This is a genomic window from Alicyclobacillus sp. TC (assembly GCF_016804365.1).
GTDB lineage: Bacteria > Bacillota > Bacilli > Alicyclobacillales > Alicyclobacillaceae > Alicyclobacillus_I > Alicyclobacillus_I tolerans.
On sequence record NZ_CP044434.1, the window covers coordinates 2715552 to 2732791 of the forward strand.

The 17240-nt window shown below is 43.8% G+C and carries 15 protein-coding genes and 2 riboswitches; of the genes, 2 read left to right on the forward strand and 13 right to left on the reverse strand.

Annotation, left to right across the window (positions count from 1 at the left end; translation table 11 throughout):
* Positions 1-12: 12 nt before the first annotated feature.
* Together FY534_RS13295 and FY534_RS13300 are read right to left on the reverse strand one after the other, a co-directional pair.
* Positions 13-1197: an acetyl-CoA C-acetyltransferase gene (locus FY534_RS13295; protein WP_203114834.1), complete on the reverse strand. Its 1185-nt coding sequence runs from the start codon at positions 1195-1197 to the stop codon at positions 13-15.
* Positions 1198-1500: 303 nt separating this feature from the next.
* Complete coding sequence (locus FY534_RS13300) at positions 1501-3480, reverse strand: heterodisulfide reductase-related iron-sulfur binding cluster (protein WP_072874947.1); 1980 nt, start codon at positions 3478-3480, stop codon at positions 1501-1503.
* 224 nt (positions 3481-3704) lie between these two features.
* Positions 3705-3771: riboswitch (Fluoride riboswitch) on the forward strand.
* Positions 3772-3820: 49 nt separating this feature from the next.
* Between FY534_RS13300 and FY534_RS13305 the strand changes: the two genes are divergently transcribed.
* Complete coding sequence (locus tag FY534_RS13305) at positions 3821-4474, forward strand: hypothetical protein (protein WP_203114835.1); 654 nt, start codon at positions 3821-3823, stop codon at positions 4472-4474.
* Between the two features lie 10 nt (positions 4475-4484).
* Here FY534_RS13305 and FY534_RS13310 read toward each other — a convergent pair whose 3' ends face one another.
* The 7 genes from FY534_RS13310 to FY534_RS13340 all read right to left on the reverse strand — a co-directional run bounded on the left by FY534_RS13310 (position 4485) and on the right by FY534_RS13340 (position 13703).
* Positions 4485-5084 carry an MntP/YtaF family protein gene (locus FY534_RS13310; protein ID WP_203114836.1) on the reverse strand — a complete coding sequence of 200 codons (600 nt, stop codon included), beginning with the start codon at positions 5082-5084 and terminating at the stop codon, positions 4485-4487.
* 104 nt (positions 5085-5188) lie between these two features.
* Complete coding sequence (locus tag FY534_RS13315) at positions 5189-6793, reverse strand: hypothetical protein (protein WP_203114837.1); 1605 nt, start codon at positions 6791-6793, stop codon at positions 5189-5191.
* Complete coding sequence (locus FY534_RS13320; RefSeq protein ID WP_203114838.1) at positions 6790-7278, reverse strand: hypothetical protein; 489 nt, start codon at positions 7276-7278, stop codon at positions 6790-6792. Before FY534_RS13320 ends, FY534_RS13315 begins: the two co-directional genes overlap by 4 nt.
* A 40-nt stretch (positions 7279-7318) precedes the next feature.
* Positions 7319-9340, reverse strand: coding sequence for a GT4 family glycosyltransferase PelF (gene pelF, locus FY534_RS13325; protein ID WP_203114839.1), 2022 nt, complete (start codon positions 9338-9340; stop codon positions 7319-7321).
* Positions 9341-9410: 70 nt separating this feature from the next.
* Positions 9411-11276: an HD-GYP domain-containing protein gene (locus FY534_RS13330; RefSeq protein ID WP_238413581.1), complete on the reverse strand. Its 1866-nt coding sequence runs from the start codon at positions 11274-11276 to the stop codon at positions 9411-9413.
* Positions 11273-11671, reverse strand: a complete 399-nt coding sequence (locus FY534_RS13335) for a DUF2304 domain-containing protein (protein ID WP_203114841.1) — start codon at positions 11669-11671, stop codon at positions 11273-11275. Before FY534_RS13335 ends, FY534_RS13330 begins: the two co-directional genes overlap by 4 nt.
* A gap of 169 nt (positions 11672-11840) precedes the next feature.
* Positions 11841-13703 (reverse strand): hypothetical protein, encoded by a 1863-nt coding sequence (locus tag FY534_RS13340; RefSeq protein ID WP_238413582.1) that lies wholly within the window; start codon positions 13701-13703, stop codon positions 11841-11843.
* A gap of 210 nt (positions 13704-13913) precedes the next feature.
* Here FY534_RS13340 and FY534_RS13345 point away from each other — a divergent pair, with 210 nt between their 5' ends.
* On the forward strand, positions 13914-14648 hold the full coding sequence (locus tag FY534_RS13345) for a class I SAM-dependent methyltransferase (protein WP_203114843.1): 735 nt from the start codon (positions 13914-13916) through the stop codon (positions 14646-14648).
* A 14-nt stretch (positions 14649-14662) separates the two neighbouring features.
* Here FY534_RS13345 and FY534_RS13350 read toward each other — a convergent pair whose 3' ends face one another.
* From FY534_RS13350 to FY534_RS13365, 4 genes are all read right to left on the reverse strand, one after another.
* Positions 14663-15448 (reverse strand): endo alpha-1,4 polygalactosaminidase, encoded by a 786-nt coding sequence (locus FY534_RS13350; protein WP_203114844.1) that lies wholly within the window; start codon positions 15446-15448, stop codon positions 14663-14665.
* A gap of 18 nt (positions 15449-15466) precedes the next feature.
* Positions 15467-16222 carry a glycosyltransferase family 2 protein gene (locus FY534_RS13355; RefSeq protein WP_203114845.1) on the reverse strand — a complete coding sequence of 252 codons (756 nt, stop codon included), beginning with the start codon at positions 16220-16222 and terminating at the stop codon, positions 15467-15469.
* 61 nt (positions 16223-16283) lie between these two features.
* On the reverse strand, positions 16284-16649 hold the full coding sequence (locus tag FY534_RS13360; RefSeq protein WP_238413583.1) for a fluoride efflux transporter FluC: 366 nt from the start codon (positions 16647-16649) through the stop codon (positions 16284-16286).
* Positions 16646-17041 carry a fluoride efflux transporter FluC gene (locus FY534_RS13365; RefSeq protein ID WP_165612016.1) on the reverse strand — a complete coding sequence of 132 codons (396 nt, stop codon included), beginning with the start codon at positions 17039-17041 and terminating at the stop codon, positions 16646-16648. The genes FY534_RS13360 and FY534_RS13365 overlap by 4 nt, the downstream gene beginning before the upstream one ends.
* A 102-nt stretch (positions 17042-17143) precedes the next feature.
* Positions 17144-17207, reverse strand: a riboswitch (Fluoride riboswitch).
* Positions 17208-17240 lie beyond the last annotated feature (33 nt).

Genomic DNA, 17240 nt, shown 5'->3' on the forward strand with positions numbered 1-17240 from the left:
ACTCAGGCAAGCTTAATTGCGCGGCACTTCTACCAATACTGCATCCCCCTGTGCCGCCCCACTGCAAATTGCCGCTATGCCGAGACCACCGCCACGACGACGCAGCTCATAGATTAAAGTCATCAATATACGCGCTCCACTTGCTCCAATAGGATGTCCAAAAGCGATGGCTCCGCCATTCACATTGACTTTTTCAGTATCCCAAGCCAGTTTGTTGCCCGTAGCTAAAGCAACTGCAGCAAACGCTTCGTTGACCTCAAATAAATCAATGTCTTTTAGGCGATAACCCGTTTTATCCAAAAGTCGAGATATCGCAAGCGCTGGAGTCAGGGCAATATATTTTGCTTCAAGTGCTGCTTCTGCATATCCATGGATGAACGCCAGAGGTTTTTGACCTAGTAACGCGGCTCGTTCTTCAGACATGAGCACAAGCGCTCCCGCTCCATCGTTCACTCCCGGTGCGTTTCCTGCCGTGATCGAACCATTTTCCTGAAACACCGGGGGTAAAGCTGCCAGTTTTTCAAGCGACGTATCACTTCGCGGACATTCGTCAGCCTCCACCAGCAAGTCTCCTTTGCGTGTGGGCACTGATACGGGAACTATCTCATCCCGCAACCTTCCTTCTCTTGCTGCGGCTATTGCTTTCTCGTGGCTCAACAAGGCAAACCGATCTTGTTCTTCACGTGTAATACCCAGCTCTGCCGCCACATCACTGCCATGAACCGCCATATGAACTTGATGAAAAGCGCATGTTAATCCATCATGAACCATCAAATCGACAATAGGTACATCGCCCATTTTGTTGCCGCCTCGCGCCGCAGGTAACGCGTAGGGAGCATTGGACATACTCTCCATTCCTCCCGCCACAGCTACCTCAATATCACCCGCGCGAATCAGCGCGTCTGCTAACGTGACTGCTCGCAAACCGGACGCACAAACTTTATTAATGGTTAAGCTTGGCACTTCCCACGGCAATCCAGCCAGTCTCGCAGCCTGTCGAGCAGGAATTTGTCCAGCACCGCCCTGTAGTACCATTCCCATAATAACCGAACCCACCTGACCGGCCGGTAGATTCGCTCTTTCAAGTGCGGAGCGAATGGCTATACCACCTAACTCAACCGCTTTCATATTGGACAAAGCACCTTGAAATTTGCCAAACGGTGTGCGTGCCGCGCTGACAATCACCGATTTTCTCATCTCGTCCGCCTCCTGTTAGACTGATGATGGTTTTCAGCAAGCAAAATTCCCGCTCTTTTCACTTTCTGTCATTATGATAGCCGAGATAGCGACAAGAACCAAAGGGAAAGCCTGGTCATTTTCAAATAGACACAACATGATTTGCAAACTTCTGCAGACAATCGGGAAGCTGCCCAAGAATCGTTGGACAGCTCCGATAGTTGCTTATTCATTTCAAAATTCCCATGAAAATATACTCCATGCGTAACAGAGAAGCTGAGAGTTTTGGATAAACCCACTTTTATGCCCCTCATACCTTATTCCTCAAGCAATGGACTGTGCGAGCAGTTCGATGACATCAAACGTTTCCAATCTTTCCTCTGCCCCATTCGCTTTTGTACCATCAATCAGCATGGTCATGCAATATGGACAGGCTGTGCCAACCACTTCAGCCCCAGTATCCAGAGCCTGTTTAGCCCGCATTACATTGATACGGGAAGCACCGCCCTCTTCTTTAAACATACCACCGCCGCCAGCGCCACAGCACATGCTCTTGTTCCGACTACGCTCCATTTCTACAAGCTCCAGCCCCGGAATAGCTTCCAGGATAAAACGAGGCGCATCATAGATGTCATTATATCGGCCCAAATAGCAGGAATCATGATAGGTAATTCTCTTTTCGATCCGGTGGGTTGGCTTCAGTTTTCCTTCTTGAATCAATTTTGCCGCAAATTGCGTACTATGATAGACTTCCGCCTCAAACCCAAAATCAGGGTATTCGTTTTTGAAAGTATTAAACGCGTGCGGATCGGTCGTAATAATTTTTTTCACGCCGTATGTTTGGAAAATTTCAATGTTGCGCTGCACAAACTCCTGATATAAAAACTCGTTGCCTAAACGGCGTGCAGAATCGCCATCACTTTCTTCCTCTGTACCGAGAATCGCAAAATCAACGCCTGCCGCCAGAAGAATACGCGCAAACGCTTGGGCAATTTTCTGATTGCGCTGATCATAAGAGGCGGCTGTACCGACAAAAAACAGATACTCGGCCTTCCCTTCCACTTCCTCCATGGTTTTGACAGGCAAGTCTCCAACCCAAGCCGCACGTTCACGTTTACTAATACCCCATTCATTGGACTGTCTCTCTAAATTACTAAAAACCTTGGTAACTTCCGGCGATGTTTTTCCTTCTGTCAACACCAAATACCTACGCAGATCGATAATGTCTTGAACATGTTCGTTCGCTACCGGACAGGCTTCTTCACAAGCACGGCAAGTTGTGCAAGCCCAAACTTCCTCGTCAGTAAATACTCCTTCAAAAACCGGATGTGTACTGAGAGTTTCTGCTCCAGCCGCTTTTTGTTGCAATAACTGAGGACCTTCAGCAACAATAGCCTCTTTCATCTTCAAAATCAGATGCTTAGGAGAGAGCGGTTTTCCTGACAAGGTTGCTGGACAATTGATGTGACAACGCCCACACTCCGTACAGGCATAGCCGTCTAATAACTGTTTCCAGGTAAATTGCTGTATTTGTCCTACACCAAATTCCTCAATAGACTCGTCTTCCAAATCGAGCTTGCGAAGCTTGCCAGCAGGCTCGTACTTCTTGAAGTACCAGTTAAAGAGTGCGCCAATCATATGCATATGTTTCGAACGAGGAATAAAATAGAGAAATGTGGAGATTGCAAGAATATGCAGCCAAAAACAAATTTCGCTAATTGCCAGCAACCCACTCTTTGAAAGAGGCGCCAACCAACGCGCGATCAGCGAAACACCCGGCGAATACCATCCACCGTAACTTCCCGCCAAGGCCATATCCGCACCTGTGGCAATAAAGTAAGTGACAACAATTGTCCCAATCAAAAAGAGAATAAAGCCGCCTTCGAAAGTCTGCTCCACGCGCATAGGACGCAACACATAGCGGCGAATAGCCGCCACAATGATGGCCACCAGCACAAACCAAGAGAACATCTCCTCAATAAACAGATAGACAGGAGAAGTTGCCCAAGGCAGATGAAAACGAAGGATGTGATAAACAATAAAATCGAGATCGCCAAATACTAGAAATAGAAAGCCCCAAAAGATAAAAAAATGTCCTAACCCGGACGGTTCGGCTAAAACCTTCCGTTGTCCCAACACATTGACTACGAAGCTTTTCAATCTTTGCCCCGGTTTGTCAAAACGTGTAGGGTCAGGCGCTGCCAATTTCAAATACAAGTAACGTTGTCTGACAGCTGTGCCAAACAGGTAAAGCGCTGTCCCAAAAACGAGGACAAACACAATTCCCTGAATGATATACCACATAGGCGCCCCTCCTCCGTGCGTTCATGACTAGTATAAACGTGCGCGGTCACATTTTGTATAGCAGCCGGCACGAACATCGCTAGCACATATTATACCTACCGACTGGTTGGTATGTATAGCGCATTCTCTGATTTTTTGCCGATCCGGTTACAAAAAGAATTTCGTCTTAACAGAAAGTCCAAGGTTTGTCATGTTCTGCTCCATTCATTCATAAGTATTGGACAATTGAATCCGGTGATGGAGCTCACCGTGAACTGCCGGAATGAACTGGCTAATGGCCCCTACTGTTATTCTTTCATTCACAGACAGTAGGGGTACTTTTTTGGTTTTGAGGTGAAACATGTCTTCCACATTGCAGCTGTTTTTGGTCTCGCTCATCACAAGTATAGACAACGCCTTATTGGCTGGAATTCTATTACCTACCGGATTTATGCCGCAAGAACGGCGCAACGCTCTGATTCAAACTGGAATTTTACTTGGTTTATGGCAAATTGCAATGGTCAGCAAAATTGATTATTTGCTACAGGCGGTTGTATTCCGCTTTTTGGCGATTCTCTTGTTGAGTTGGATGAGCATCCAGTCCTTGAGCCGCATTTCTGCCCGCCGACCATGGTATAGGATTCCTACAACGCTAAAAATCTTCAGTTTTACGGCAATCGGAAATCTGGATAATATCTTATGGCTTGGCATGATGACAAAAGGAAATCGCATAGGATTGCTTTTTACAACCGCTATCACATTACCTATCTTTTTTCTGGTTGCCTATTTCCTTTCTCAACAGGCGGAAAAACAGCAGTGGATACTCCCTCTGGGTGCTGGCATGATGGCCTGGGCAGCTGCAGCGCTATGCATGGAAACACCCGTTATCCATGCATGGATTTTGTCACTTGATGATGCCTCGCAAACAACCTTGCAAAGCCTGATGACGGCAGCCATTTTATCCATTGGATTGGGATTGCGTTTCTTTTTTCAAAAACGACAGAACGCCCCATAACCTGGATGGTTCAAAATAGATGGTAGATGCCTAATCCCAAATAGAGCGAGGAAACGGCAATGGAAATCGCTATTCTCATCCACCTGTTGAAAAATATTGTGGAATGTTCAGAATGAGTTGCTGATGGTTTTCTGCTCAATTGGAACATCCTAGAGCCCAAGACTAAAAATAACGCTAATAAAAAGCCTGCTATCACAGCCCAACTGATAAACTCATGCAAAAATCCAAGACTGAGCCCAATGGATAGATTTTCGAGTGAAAAGGCAAGTGCCAGCATCATTTTTTCATGAATCAGAACGGATACCTTTTCATCATGGATGTCTTGTATGAAATTGCGATCAATCTCTATTAAAATCCACAAACCCATGCTTATGAGTATGACTGAACCCAGCCAAGTAAAATGGAAAAAATTTTCTTCTGTAATGATTTTTTCAGCCGTCGATCCTCCCAAAAGGCAAAACCATAGCGAAATCACGGCTAACTTGTTTCGCCATCCCAACCATCTAGATTTTTGAGGATGACCTGCCACAAAATCCTCTTGCTCCAGCGTGGTTAAACCAGCACCCAAAAAACCTACAGAGGCACTCACACCTACCATTCCGAGCAACATGTGCAGACACCTTCCTATGTCTCCACAGCGTATGTTCAAGACATACTGAGTCGAAATAGACAAGGGTCCATGGAACTTGCCTGAAATTGTTGGGAGGGCAGGATTTAGGAAAGTAAATAGAGATGATAATCAACGTTCGTCAGGATACGAAAAACATTTATCGTCGTTAAAGTGGAAAACAACAGCGCCCCTGCCATCAATCCAAAGACCGCGTCAGGATAACCAAACCAGCGACTGAGCACAAAACCGATTAGCGCGTCTAAAGCAATGGACCATAGCAAGGGACGAATCACACCGTCAGGCCGAGATAGAGAAAACATTAAAATTGCATTCATTAAAGCGATTGACAGCAAGGTATAGCCAATCAGCGCAAGGAGAAATACTTTTATGGTATAGCCTGTAAAGATGGGCTCATGCAATGAATGCACAATATATTCAGCCAACACAAAGCGAAAGACTACATAATCTGTACACGCGCTTATCAGCGAAACTCCGAGCATGAGCAACAGACTGCGCAAATATTTGCGCCTGATGATGTTGCTCAATTCTTCAGCCATCGAAAGAGTATATTGTTGTTGACTTTCAATTGCCTCGACAATTAAACGATAGACACTTACTTCCATTAATCCCATCGGAACAACAAGCATAATGAGCGCAAAGTCAAGAGCTACTTCGTAATCTCCCCGAAACCAAATTGCCAGCGGAAGCAGCGATTGCCCCGTTGCTGTCCAAGCCATTAATCTATCCATAAATAGCAATAAATAATATAAAAATCCATAGAGAAAATAAGGTGCTACAGAATAGACTGTCACCGTCGTCTTCGGTAGAGAAGGATTAATCCCCCGTTCCCCGCGAGCAACGGAACGACGAAAAAAATAGGTGACAAGTAGAGCCCCTATTATCGAAATAGCTACAATGGCCATTAACTGGGAAATTAATATATTTAGACGAAAATAATGAAACCCAATATAGACAAACCCTATCCCTAATATCAACAGGCCGGAAAAAACCAGTTCTTGTTGAAGTAGATACAGGGAGGTTACAGCCATCCAAATAGCGTTTAAAGCCATGTAAAAGGAAATTGTAATGACAAACATGTGCCACGGAAGTATGGGAAACAGTACATTGAACAGGGCTAAAGCAACACTGACTGCTAACGAAAAAAACAGGCTAGCTCGAACAATACGCAGCGATATGATGCCTGCCATTCGATAGTAACCCTGAAGAAGATAGAAAAAGCCCCGACGAGAAATTGTCTGCATAAAGCCGCCTGCTGTCAAGAAACTCAGTACCGTGCCTATTGCAATAGCGGTTGCCGTCTTGACAGACGCTTGTTCATAAGACCACAGAGAAAAGCGAAAAAATAGCATGGAAGCAATGCCAATCAACATAGGCAAGGCAAAAAAAGTTCCTCGTATAAAACGCTTGATAACACTTATCCAGCGTTTCACATAAGACGTCCGCTGGCGATAGCTGTTAGCTGCAGTGGCAATATTGCGATGCGTCATGGGCCAGAGAATACGGGCAAGCTGAAAAACATCATGTAAGCCCAGTTCTTGCTCAACCCTTTTATCTGTCCATCCAAAAGACTCTAATATGGCTGCAATTTCCCATTCATTTTCTGGTTGAATGTGCCGTTCCAGTACTTCCAACAGCAATTTTTCATATAAATCGAACGAAGGATTGATCTTATCTGGAGGAAAGCTCATGTCTTATCCAGCTCATCAATAACCATATTTAAAATCAATTCCACCAGTTTCCCTTCCCGATCCGCTTCTTCGACTATCTCTTTGGTAATCGTTTCACCTCGAGCAATGATACGTTTCCCAAAACGTGTAAACAGATCACTCCCCGCCTTTTTACCGACGATATAACGCATTTTCAGATTTTCATGCTGTTCTACTACTTCACTCGGCAGAAACGTAGTTTTGGGCATGGAAGCAGGCAGGGAAAACTTTTCTTCTTGTGTTTTTTCGACGGTGTTTGCCGAAGCAGAAGATGCTGTCGTGGACGTTTGAAGGCTAGAGTCAAATGCCTCTTTGACTGGCTGCAACATAACCCTCATTTCCTGAATCTGTTGTTCCTTCGGCATCTCCATTGAAAAGGGATATGCAAATGTGATATGCGGCCTGCCTTCACTCTCTTCTGTCCAAAATTTGAGATAGGATTCAATTTCTGACCATAAACTCTCCATAATATTCTCCCGCTTTCACAGTACGATTCCAGCTGTCTTTTTAACCTGCGAAATCCATGATGTATTGAATCATCTCAAATTTACGCAAATACTCTTTCGCTTTCTCCTCTTGCCCAACGGAAGAATATAATTCAACTAAATCCAACAAAAATATAGGTGCCGCTAATTGATTCGGATCTTCTTTCAGCGCTTGCTCCAACAGTTTGATAGCTTGCGGATACATTTTCAAATCGCGCAGTGCATAAGCACGTTCTGCCGCCTGAAGCTGGCGCCGGCGATGAAGTCGCTCCTCTATTCGCTGAGACTCCATCAACGCTCGTTGTGCTTGAACTGTATCACCCAGGCTCATATATAAAAGTGAGATTTCTGTCCAAAGTATAGAAATGATCGACGGATGGCGAGTCAGTTGAATGGCCTTCTCAAAATGCTCAATGGCCAATTGTATATGTCCAATATCTTTTAACGCATAACCACGTTCTGCCAACAGTTGTTCAGTTCTAATCCTACCCTCATCATATTGATTTTCAGGTTCAATGAATGGTTCAATTGACGGAACATTTTCTCTCCATTCCGCAGTCTGAGTTTCCGCAACTTGGCGTACTAGAGCCAGCTTGATATAGGATTTCAAATATTGTTCTAGATTTTTTTCCAGTGTAAACATGCTCATGGCCCGCTGCCTTGCCTCACTCGCCATCTCGCTAGCCAATTGAGGCTGCTCCAGCAAACGAATGATACCTTCCGCCAGTCCCTGCACATCTCCGGGTGTAACCAATATACCGTGATCGCCCAAAGCCTCAGAGATACCGCCAACATCTGTAGAGACTATCGGCTTGCCTGCAAACATGGCTTCCACAATAGAGTAGGGAAATGCCTCGGAAACACTGGTTTGTACGACAATGTCACCGCTTTCGTAAGCTTTGACTATATCCGAGGTATGACCAAGAAAATGGACTGTTTCCTGCAGACCCAGTTTCTCATTCAACGCCAAGCATTCATCGTAGTACTCAGGCACACTGATGGAACCATAGATCAAAAATTGAACATTTGGAATGTGTTGTTTGACTATAAGCGCAGCCCTTTGCAAAGACTGCAAATCTTTAATAGGATCCACGCGCGCAACCGTAATTACCGTTGGACTATCATGCGCTACATCCTGCATATTGGAAAACAGAGTATGGTCGACACCGTTGTAAATGACTTGAATCCGTTCGTGTCTATCTGTCAAACGCTTTTCCCAGCGCATGTTGTAAGCACAAACTGGTGAAATTTGATCCGCGAATGCATAACATAAATCGGTCACTGATTGAATCATGCGGATTAAAAAAGTATTCAGAAACGATGGATACCCACGCTTGGAGAGGGACAGATATTGTTCACGCAAATATATTCCATGTTCTGTAAGCAGAAAGGGTGTTCCATATTTTAATTTTGAAACCACGCAAGGTAAGCCACAAAAAGAAGCAGCAGAAGCGTGGGTAATTGTGGTTTTGGGAACTGGCGTGTTGATGATATTGAAAAAGCGATAAATCCATCCCAAACTTTGCAAGGTACAATAAATATCCGGTTCGGCACGAAAAAATTGAGCTTCTTTCTCCAACTCCAGCAAATAACTCCGATAAGCACGCCAAGTCAATTCTGATTTAAAACAAACTTTGTAATCGTACTGCACAAAAAAATCGTACAATGCGACAATCGTTTCAGCAAAAACATAGCTGTTTTTTTCTTCGGTAAGCAATTCGCCGACTAAATCCAAAAATAGCGGAATAAACATCTGCTGTATGACTTCATCGGTTGTTCTTTGCTTAGCCAGATAAGTAGAACTAAAGGGAGTATCCAGATGTTCACTCGGTTCTTCTGTTCCCCAAAGCGGCACACGAATCAATTCATTCCGTTCACCAATATCAAATTTTTGAGTCACAAACGGGTCCATGACAATACTGAACACTTTATAATCAACTGCTGTGAGACGTTTCATCAGAATGTCGCACCACTGGCTAACCCCACCCTGACTGAATGGATAAGTACCCTCTGTAACTAACAAAACTGAGATTTTATCCTCCATCAGGGGGAGCCTCCTTCCTATTCCACCTAGCTTACACAGGAAACTGCAGCGTGATCGCCAAGACCGACATTTAATGGACGAATTCTTTATTGCGATAGAGAAATTCTGTACGCACAAAACAAGTTTTGCATTCCCGTCCATGTGCTTTACAAAGATGATTGCCAACTTCCCAGCAACGCGGTGCTGCAGACTGGTAGACCGGACAAGCCTGACAGATATGCTTGGGCGTACAACACAACTCATAACAGGGAGCCAGCGTGCGATTGTTTACTTCCGACATTTGCGCACGCTCTTTCCACCAGTCTACAAACGCGTTGACCACACGGCCATCCAACTGTGTCCCTGCTGCTTGTTGTAAAGTTTCTAGCGTTTTTTCGAAAGAAAGGGGAGTTCTCCATGCTCTTCCATTAATTTTGGCAAGAAAGACTTGTATAACATGAATAATTCTTGCCCCTAGCGGGATGTCCTCCCCTTTTAATCCTTCCGGAAAGCCTAACCCATCTATACGTTCATGATGATAGAGTACATATTGAGCAGCGCGCTCATTTCCAGAAGCAATCAGAATCATGGAAGCTCCTATTTGAACATGCAATTTAATGGACTCATATTCCGCATCATTAAAGACACCTTCTTTACTGAGCAGCTCCATATTGAGTCCGATCACGCCAATATTGCTCAAATGTGCTGCTAGCGCTAAATCCCGCAGTTCTTCTTCTGTCATACCCATTCGCTTTCCGACGACCAACGAATAACGCGCCATCATTTCAGAATAACCCACCGTGTAAGGATTAAAGTCATCTACCATATTGGAAAGATTCCACAGCATATAGGAATAAGAACGCCCCAGTCTACGATGAAGAGAAGAAAAACTAGAAATTTGTACCATTTGATCGACAAGTAACTGAATTTGGCTCTCATTAGGGCGCAGGGCATTTTTGTTGTCCAGATCTGCCCCAAAACAAATCAGCAAGATACCCTGCTGAGGAATCTGCACGATCAACACGGCACCTACATCGCTAACTGTAAGATAACCCGGTAATTGATAAAATTCTTGTGATTGGCGTCCTATGAAGCAATAAGGGCGGCCTTCTATCCATGTCTTCAGCATATCCTGAAGTTCCTGGTCCTGCTTGAGTCTTGATCTCAAGCCTCGCAAAGCCCCTACAGCGATTACCGCTTGCTCTTCATTCTCCGCAGCGCGAAAAAATGCGCCACCGCAATAGCCTGAAAATCCTGTAAAAGATTGCACAATAAGTTCCAAAGCGGACGATTCGTCCGTTGAAAGTCTGGCCACCTTTTTAACAGCATCTTCCCCCAAACTCGCAATTTCCTGTTGGAGACGGGCTGTTTCCAAAGCGACTACATCTTCGATTAACTTACTATATTGATGAAGAAATTTTCGCATCTCCATTCGGATTGGCTTAGCCACTCGATATACTGGACCAATGCGAAAAAGAACCAATTTCCCCTCCGTCTGCATAGAGAGCAAGGGAACTTCACCTTCATATATAACCTGAACTGATGCACGGGTGGCATCCGCTTCCAAAACCATAGGCGGCAAATACTTTTCTCGACTGTCGACAGCCAAGCCGCTATAGGATGGACCTGTATTAGAAAACTTGTCAAATGGGTGCAATGTTGCTTTGAGTATATATCGTTGGCTCCGCTTGTCGAGAACATATGCTGCATAATTAGGCGCTTCATGCATACTGGAAAGAATCCGTAACACGGCAGCCAGATTATCTTCTATTCTCGCCGTTGGACGAATTTCTTGTGCCATTCGTTCCATACGATTCATTTCTGTTTCGTAATGTTTTCGCCAGCGGACCTGCCTAAAGAGCAAACTGCCAAGGATGACAATGATTATAAAAACAATTAGAAGAATGAACCAAAATAATGTCATAGTAAGATGCGAAAAATCCATGTTCAATCTCACTGCGCACCTTCTTCAGTTGCCGCTGTCTCGGGTCTTAACTCCCATCCCTGATGCCGTAAAGCTGTTAATTCATTTTCCAGGATGGCAAGCGTCTGACTCATGGTACGCACTTTTTGGTCAAGTACAGTAAGTTGAATGGACTGATAAATCATGATGGACAGCATGCCTAAAATAGCCATTAGATACAATAAGGAGGGCGGATAAGTGACACCAAGAAGGTATGCTACTTGATTGAGGACCGTTGGAAAAATAGAAATGAGCATAATCAACACGAAAATAAACAACCACAAAATGCTAAAACGCTCTGTTAATTTTCGTTTTATGAGCAAATAACCGTTCGTCAAGGCAAAAATGAATCCTAGACAGAACACCGTAAGCCGCAGTACATCATTCACCCCATACACCACCTACCGTGTACAGCTTGCAAGAATATATCTTTTCTATGGTTTTTATCTTTTATTCTAACCATACACTATAAGGTATCTTCGAGCAAAATGATAGACATAGTTCCATTCTATTTTAATTTACTTTAAATAACATATTGCGTTTTTAATTTTATGATATTTATTTATTGTTATAAATCAGATAAACCGTAGTATTAGGTCCATCATATTCAATTTGTAAAGAATGACCCGCACTTTGATACTGTCGCAACCAATGAGCCAGATTCCGGTATGCGAGTTCATCCTGCTGATATATCTTTTTCTCAATTGGATAAATACTCAGGCTTGGATTAATTTCGTACAGATGTTTTGGATAAATGATATACACGTCATGCGGAATGGCTAAGGAAGGTTTCCCGGCTCCATACGCTGTCAACGGTATCCTTGCCTTTGGATTAAATTCATGCACAAACGCGTTGACATGCATCAAATAACCTGTATCGAGCACCAGAGAATAATATTGATCAGGCGCTACCAAAAAATAGCTTCCATTTGTTTGCTGTTTGACTATTTGTAAATACTGTTCGACATTGTGATTGGACAACAATTTATAAGGAATAATTGGATTGACACCGCAGAAAGCAACAGCTCCTTGGAACAGCGCATAAATGCCCACCGCCTGTGTCCATTGCCACCACGCCCGAACGGGAAAAAACGAAAGAAGCAGATAGACTGTGTATCCTATGACCAGCGCTTCTATAATGGCCCACATATCAATAGCCCGTGACGATAACGCGACGCTCTGGGAAAGAGGAGCCAACCATTCATAAAGTGTAAACATGAGCAGACCTGCCAAAGCTATGGATAAAGTGAGAGAGTCGCCTCGCAATACATGAAGGACACCTATCACACAGAGAAACATGCTGCAAGCGGCTCCTAGGATATCCAGCCAAGTGAGTTGAGGAAATGGAATCGCCTGATGAGCATGAATGAAAGTAACCGAAGCAGCGTTCACTGCATGACCTAGCAATCGACCCACAGCAAGCGGCCATAAAGTGACAAATAAAGAAGCCAATATGGCACCAGTCATCCATGTCATTTTTCGATTCCAACGCAAATGTTGAACCAGCCATTCAGCCAAAAGTGGCGATCCGGCACAAAGAAGTGCCAGTGCATAACCAAATGGATGTGATAAACCGGCTGCCGATAGACCAAAGAAAACGGTATATCCTTCTTCTGGTCTGCCACTCTTTAAATATTTATAGGCAAAGACTAGCACTGGCAAGGCAAAAACAAAACTGAATTCTTGCGAAAGACTGGCTCCTACGCGACTCCAATCGTCTTGCAAGATTAGATATCCAAAAACGCCATACAGAGCCATGCCAACAAGCGCGCCATTGGCCTTGCCTGTTAAATTTTTTAGAGTGTAGTAGATACTCCAAACCACAAGGCTGTTGTTAAAAGCCCCACTATACTTCAAAATATATAATAAATTCACAAGTGCTAATTTACCGATAAGAGCAATGTATATATAAAAACCTTGAGGATAAATTCCATCATGAAATAATTGGTTCATGTCAATATATTTGGCCCATGTCAATGTGGTGTACCCATCTGACATACTAGGTGCCGCATGGACCAATGCATCATAAGAGCGAATATAGACGGACAGGACAAAAACGACCCAAAAAGCAAAAAGTTCTATTGTCCGATGGCTAAAATGCCAACGACGCAAATCACGATAAAATATTGCCCAGCGTTTTCTCAACTTTTGTCTTAGGTGAACCCACCAACTTTGACTTTCCAAGCTGCTGTAAAAAAACGCTCCCCCAAGGGCCACTAAACGTGTCCTGTGAGGTGTCCGGCGCAAACGAAATACCAGGATTCCAAACAGACAAGCCAACACGCTGATGCCGGCAAAAATTTTGAAAACTACTAATACATAACCAATAATTATCAATAGACAATTCATGCGTAGATAAGAAGACCAAAACCGGTCACTTCTGGAGCCATCAACTTGTCGAAACAGCCAGCGAGGAAACAATAGAAAAAAAACAACCAATGCAATGGCAAAATGAAATAGATGAAAAAGCTGATTAAAGAACGAGCCGTAGTCAACGATGGGCCCACGCCTCCAAATACAGGGCTATTTTCATTTCAAGTGTATCTCACTTATGGATAAATACAAGCATTCAGCGAAGGTGTTTCCCACACTCAATATAGAGAACCAGACTGCAAAAGAGGAGTCAAAGTCATGGAACGCTTGTCTGAGAAGAAGTTTTGGGATGCTTATTGGCAACAAGAAACTAGGAGTGATTTTCAAAAGCATATATTTTCGGATATATTCCAACATTACCTGCCAAAGAACGCAAGTTACTTCGAAATCGGCTGTGCACCAGGCACAAATCTCGTCTATTTTGCTAACCAATTTGGTTACCGCGTTTCAGGAATCGACTACTCGAATATTGAACAGGTGGGAAAACTTTTAAAGCATCATGGCATTGTCCCAGAGGAACTCTCAGGTGAGGATTTTTTCTCGTATACTCCTAAACGTCAATACGATGTCGTTACATCGTTTGGTTTTGTAGAACATTTTCAAAATACTCAAGATGTCATAGAACGACATATGCAATTGGTGGCGCCTCAGGGATGGTTAGTCATAGAAGTTCCCAATATTCGCTATTTCAATTTTCTTCTCTACCGTATATTGAATCCGTCATTGTTAGCCATCCACAATCCAAAGGCGATGAATCTGCAAGCCTTGCAAGCACCTATCAAAGAATCCAACAATTTTGAAATTGTTTTTAGTGGATACTATAAATCCTGCTTTCTCTATTTCAATCCAGACAATGCTGAATTAGTGAAACACTCTCTACGCAGAAAACTATTTCTTGGTCTTCGTTCATTGACGACCACCCTAGGATTAGAAAATTATCCTAATCGATTTTTTTCACCTTATTTATTTGTGATTGCAAAAAGAATTCGTTAAAAAACGCTTTTGGGTTATATATGACGGTTTACGGGAGTAACTTTTCCCTGAAAATAAGTCTCTGCGAAGTAGACTGGATATTGATTTAAATCAGCAAACTGACGCCGCCGCAATATTTCTTGTCGCGTCATCTTTTCCAGTCTGTCAAAAAGCAGCAAAGTACGTACAGCGTATTTTTGTTGAAGGTTGCGCAGCCGTTGATTGACGATTTCAATCCAAGCTGCACTTGCCGAGTCACCGAGCGGAACATTTTCCCAAATAATGGCGTCCAGAAACGGAGCCGTATGGTTAGCCAGTGTCTCTAATCCATTATTTTGCAAAATTCCGTGCTGTGGAAACCATTTGCGTAAACTCGCGACAATTTGCATGGCAGCATTCAATTGATTTGTTTTATCTGGCAGTTCCGGCCACTCCACATTACCGATAGTATCTAAAAAAACACCATCGTAATGAGAATGAACCAACAACTGACCAATATGACGGTGGAGAAGGGTCTGCCAATGGGGAGAAGCGAGATCGGCATAAAATCCTCCATAAACTGGCTGCACTATTTTTTCACCCTTTTTACGAAGAAAGTCATCCTCTCTCAGTAAAGGATAGAGCGGGTGATACTCAGGCACCTCGATAACGCTTGCATAGGCCATCACCAGTGTCTGTCTGCTTTTAAGATATTGAATTTCTTCTTCTTGATAGTGAGCGGGTTCCAGAATCACCATATCGTACTCAGCTAAATCCTGCAGTGATCCTCGCCCATAGTAGACTGCGAAACGATGTAGGTTAGAAATGCGTTCTCGAACCATGAATTCTTGGATTTCTCCTCACTTTGATTTCGATTCTGAACAGTCACTCACAGACTGCACAGACTGCTTGACATCCAATAGATAAACGAGAAGATTGACCATAATACTCATGCTGACTTTCAAAAGATAGACAAGGGGACGGAGACCTGAATGCATACTTCTTCCAGAAGTTCTTTTTTGATTGCTTATCCCCACTTCTTTGATTTTCCAACCTCTTAAGCAAGCATCGATTAAAAAATCGGCATCTGGATAATCCGCTGGAAACTGTGCGGATTGACTGTAATAAGAAAAAGCGGCCCGATTCAGCGCCCGTAAACCAGAAGTTGGATCAGACAGATATTGTTTGCCAATCCAGAAGATGATTTTTCGAAAAAACCGAATGACAAAACCTTTGGCTAGACCAGGCTGAAAACTGGCATCCCCTTTGTAACGAGAACCAATCACGATATCGGCGTCCCCTTCAGAGAGAGCGGCCAGAAGCGTCGTAACATCTTGCGGACTATGTTGTCCATCTGCGTCTATCTGCACCACGCAATCATACGAGTGGCGAGCAGCGTATCGATATCCCGTCTGCAAAGCTGCGCCGTACCCTAAATTACATGGATGAGAAAGCACCTCTACCCCCATTAAGGCAGCGCGCTCAGCGGTATCATCTATGGAACCATCATTGATGACTAAAATGGAATGAAACGGCTGTTCCTTTTTTAATGAAATCAGCACTTTTTCAATATTGCTTCCTTCATTGAAGGCTGGAACGATCATCAATGCCCTCATCACAGTTTCTCCTCTTCACCTGCAAATTCATTTCCCTTCATTGTACAACGATTGGGGGGTATCACAGCCACCAATGAGTCAGCCAGGCTAGCAACCATCCACAACTGAGCGAACTGCTCAAATAAACGAGAGCAAGCATTCGCTTCCTCCTCATCAATCGGACAACTTCCACAGATAATGTTGAAAAAGTAGTAAAGCCCCCACAAAATCCCTCACCGAGCAATATCCAAAGAGCAATCCAATGATGAAGGACACTAAATTCTTGAAAAAAAATCCCCAGCAAAAATGTGCCTGTACTATTCAACAGCCATGTATTCCAGGGAAAAACATCTGTTCCAAGACTGATGGTTCGCTTACCTACCCAATAACGCGCTAAAGCTCCTAAGGCCGATCCGATACTGACCAGCAATAACATCATGGCATTCATACCGACAACTCCTTCACGGCATGCAACTTGCGCACACTGAGGTTTACCATCCATTCACCGAAAAAGGCTGTGAGAGGTCCTGCTATCAAACTTCCTAGCGCGTAAAAGACAGCCCATCCCAAATGGTGAATGGCTAATTGTTGAACACCTAAACAATAGGAAGAAAATGTCGTATATGTACCTATACATCCCGTACTCAAGCCGAGAATGAGCCACTCCGGCAACGATTTCTGGGCGACATAAGCCTGAAAAGCTCCTAGAAGCAAGGAGCCAGACAAGTTAATGAACAATATTCCGAGCGGAAACCCTTCTGGCGTTGGAATCCAGACACTGAGACAAAACCGCAATACCCCTCCAATAATCGCACCTGTTACAATCGCTCCTAATTTCATGACATGTCCCCCTCTCTTCATAAACCTCAATCCTAAAAGCCTTCCCTAGAAAATCTGCGTGGAAGTTGGATAAAAACAAACAGGCTCCTGCAAAAGCATTTAGCTTTTGCAGGAGCCATCATCCTCTTGTAGAGGCTTTCTGGTGAGCTCCATCACCGATATCACTCAATGGTTAATCCAGTCTATGCAAATAAGGAGT

Excerpts from the sequence above, each read along its gene's own strand:
- FY534_RS13295 (WP_203114834.1), bottom strand. The coding sequence starts at position 1,197 with ATGAGAAAATCGGTGATTGTCAGCGCGGCACGCACACCGTTTGGCAAA.
- FY534_RS13300 (WP_072874947.1), bottom strand. The coding sequence starts at position 3,480 with ATGTGGTATATCATTCAGGGAATTGTGTTTGTCCTCGTTTTTGGGACA.
- FY534_RS13305 (WP_203114835.1), top strand. The coding sequence starts at position 3,821 with ATGTCTTCCACATTGCAGCTGTTTTTGGTCTCGCTCATCACAAGTATA.
- FY534_RS13310 (WP_203114836.1), bottom strand. The coding sequence starts at position 5,084 with ATGTTGCTCGGAATGGTAGGTGTGAGTGCCTCTGTAGGTTTTTTGGGT.
- FY534_RS13315 (WP_203114837.1), bottom strand. The coding sequence starts at position 6,793 with ATGAGCTTTCCTCCAGATAAGATCAATCCTTCGTTCGATTTATATGAA.
- FY534_RS13320 (WP_203114838.1), bottom strand. The coding sequence starts at position 7,278 with ATGGAGAGTTTATGGTCAGAAATTGAATCCTATCTCAAATTTTGGACA.
- pelF (WP_203114839.1), bottom strand. The coding sequence starts at position 9,340 with ATGGAGGATAAAATCTCAGTTTTGTTAGTTACAGAGGGTACTTATCCA.
- FY534_RS13345 (WP_203114843.1), top strand. The coding sequence starts at position 13,914 with ATGGAACGCTTGTCTGAGAAGAAGTTTTGGGATGCTTATTGGCAACAA.
- FY534_RS13350 (WP_203114844.1), bottom strand. The coding sequence starts at position 15,448 with ATGGTTCGAGAACGCATTTCTAACCTACATCGTTTCGCAGTCTACTAT.
- FY534_RS13355 (WP_203114845.1), bottom strand. The coding sequence starts at position 16,222 with ATGAGGGCATTGATGATCGTTCCAGCCTTCAATGAAGGAAGCAATATT.
- FY534_RS13360 (WP_238413583.1), bottom strand. The coding sequence starts at position 16,649 with ATGAATGCCATGATGTTATTGCTGGTCAGTATCGGATCGGCCTTAGGA.
- FY534_RS13365 (WP_165612016.1), bottom strand. The coding sequence starts at position 17,041 with ATGAAATTAGGAGCGATTGTAACAGGTGCGATTATTGGAGGGGTATTG.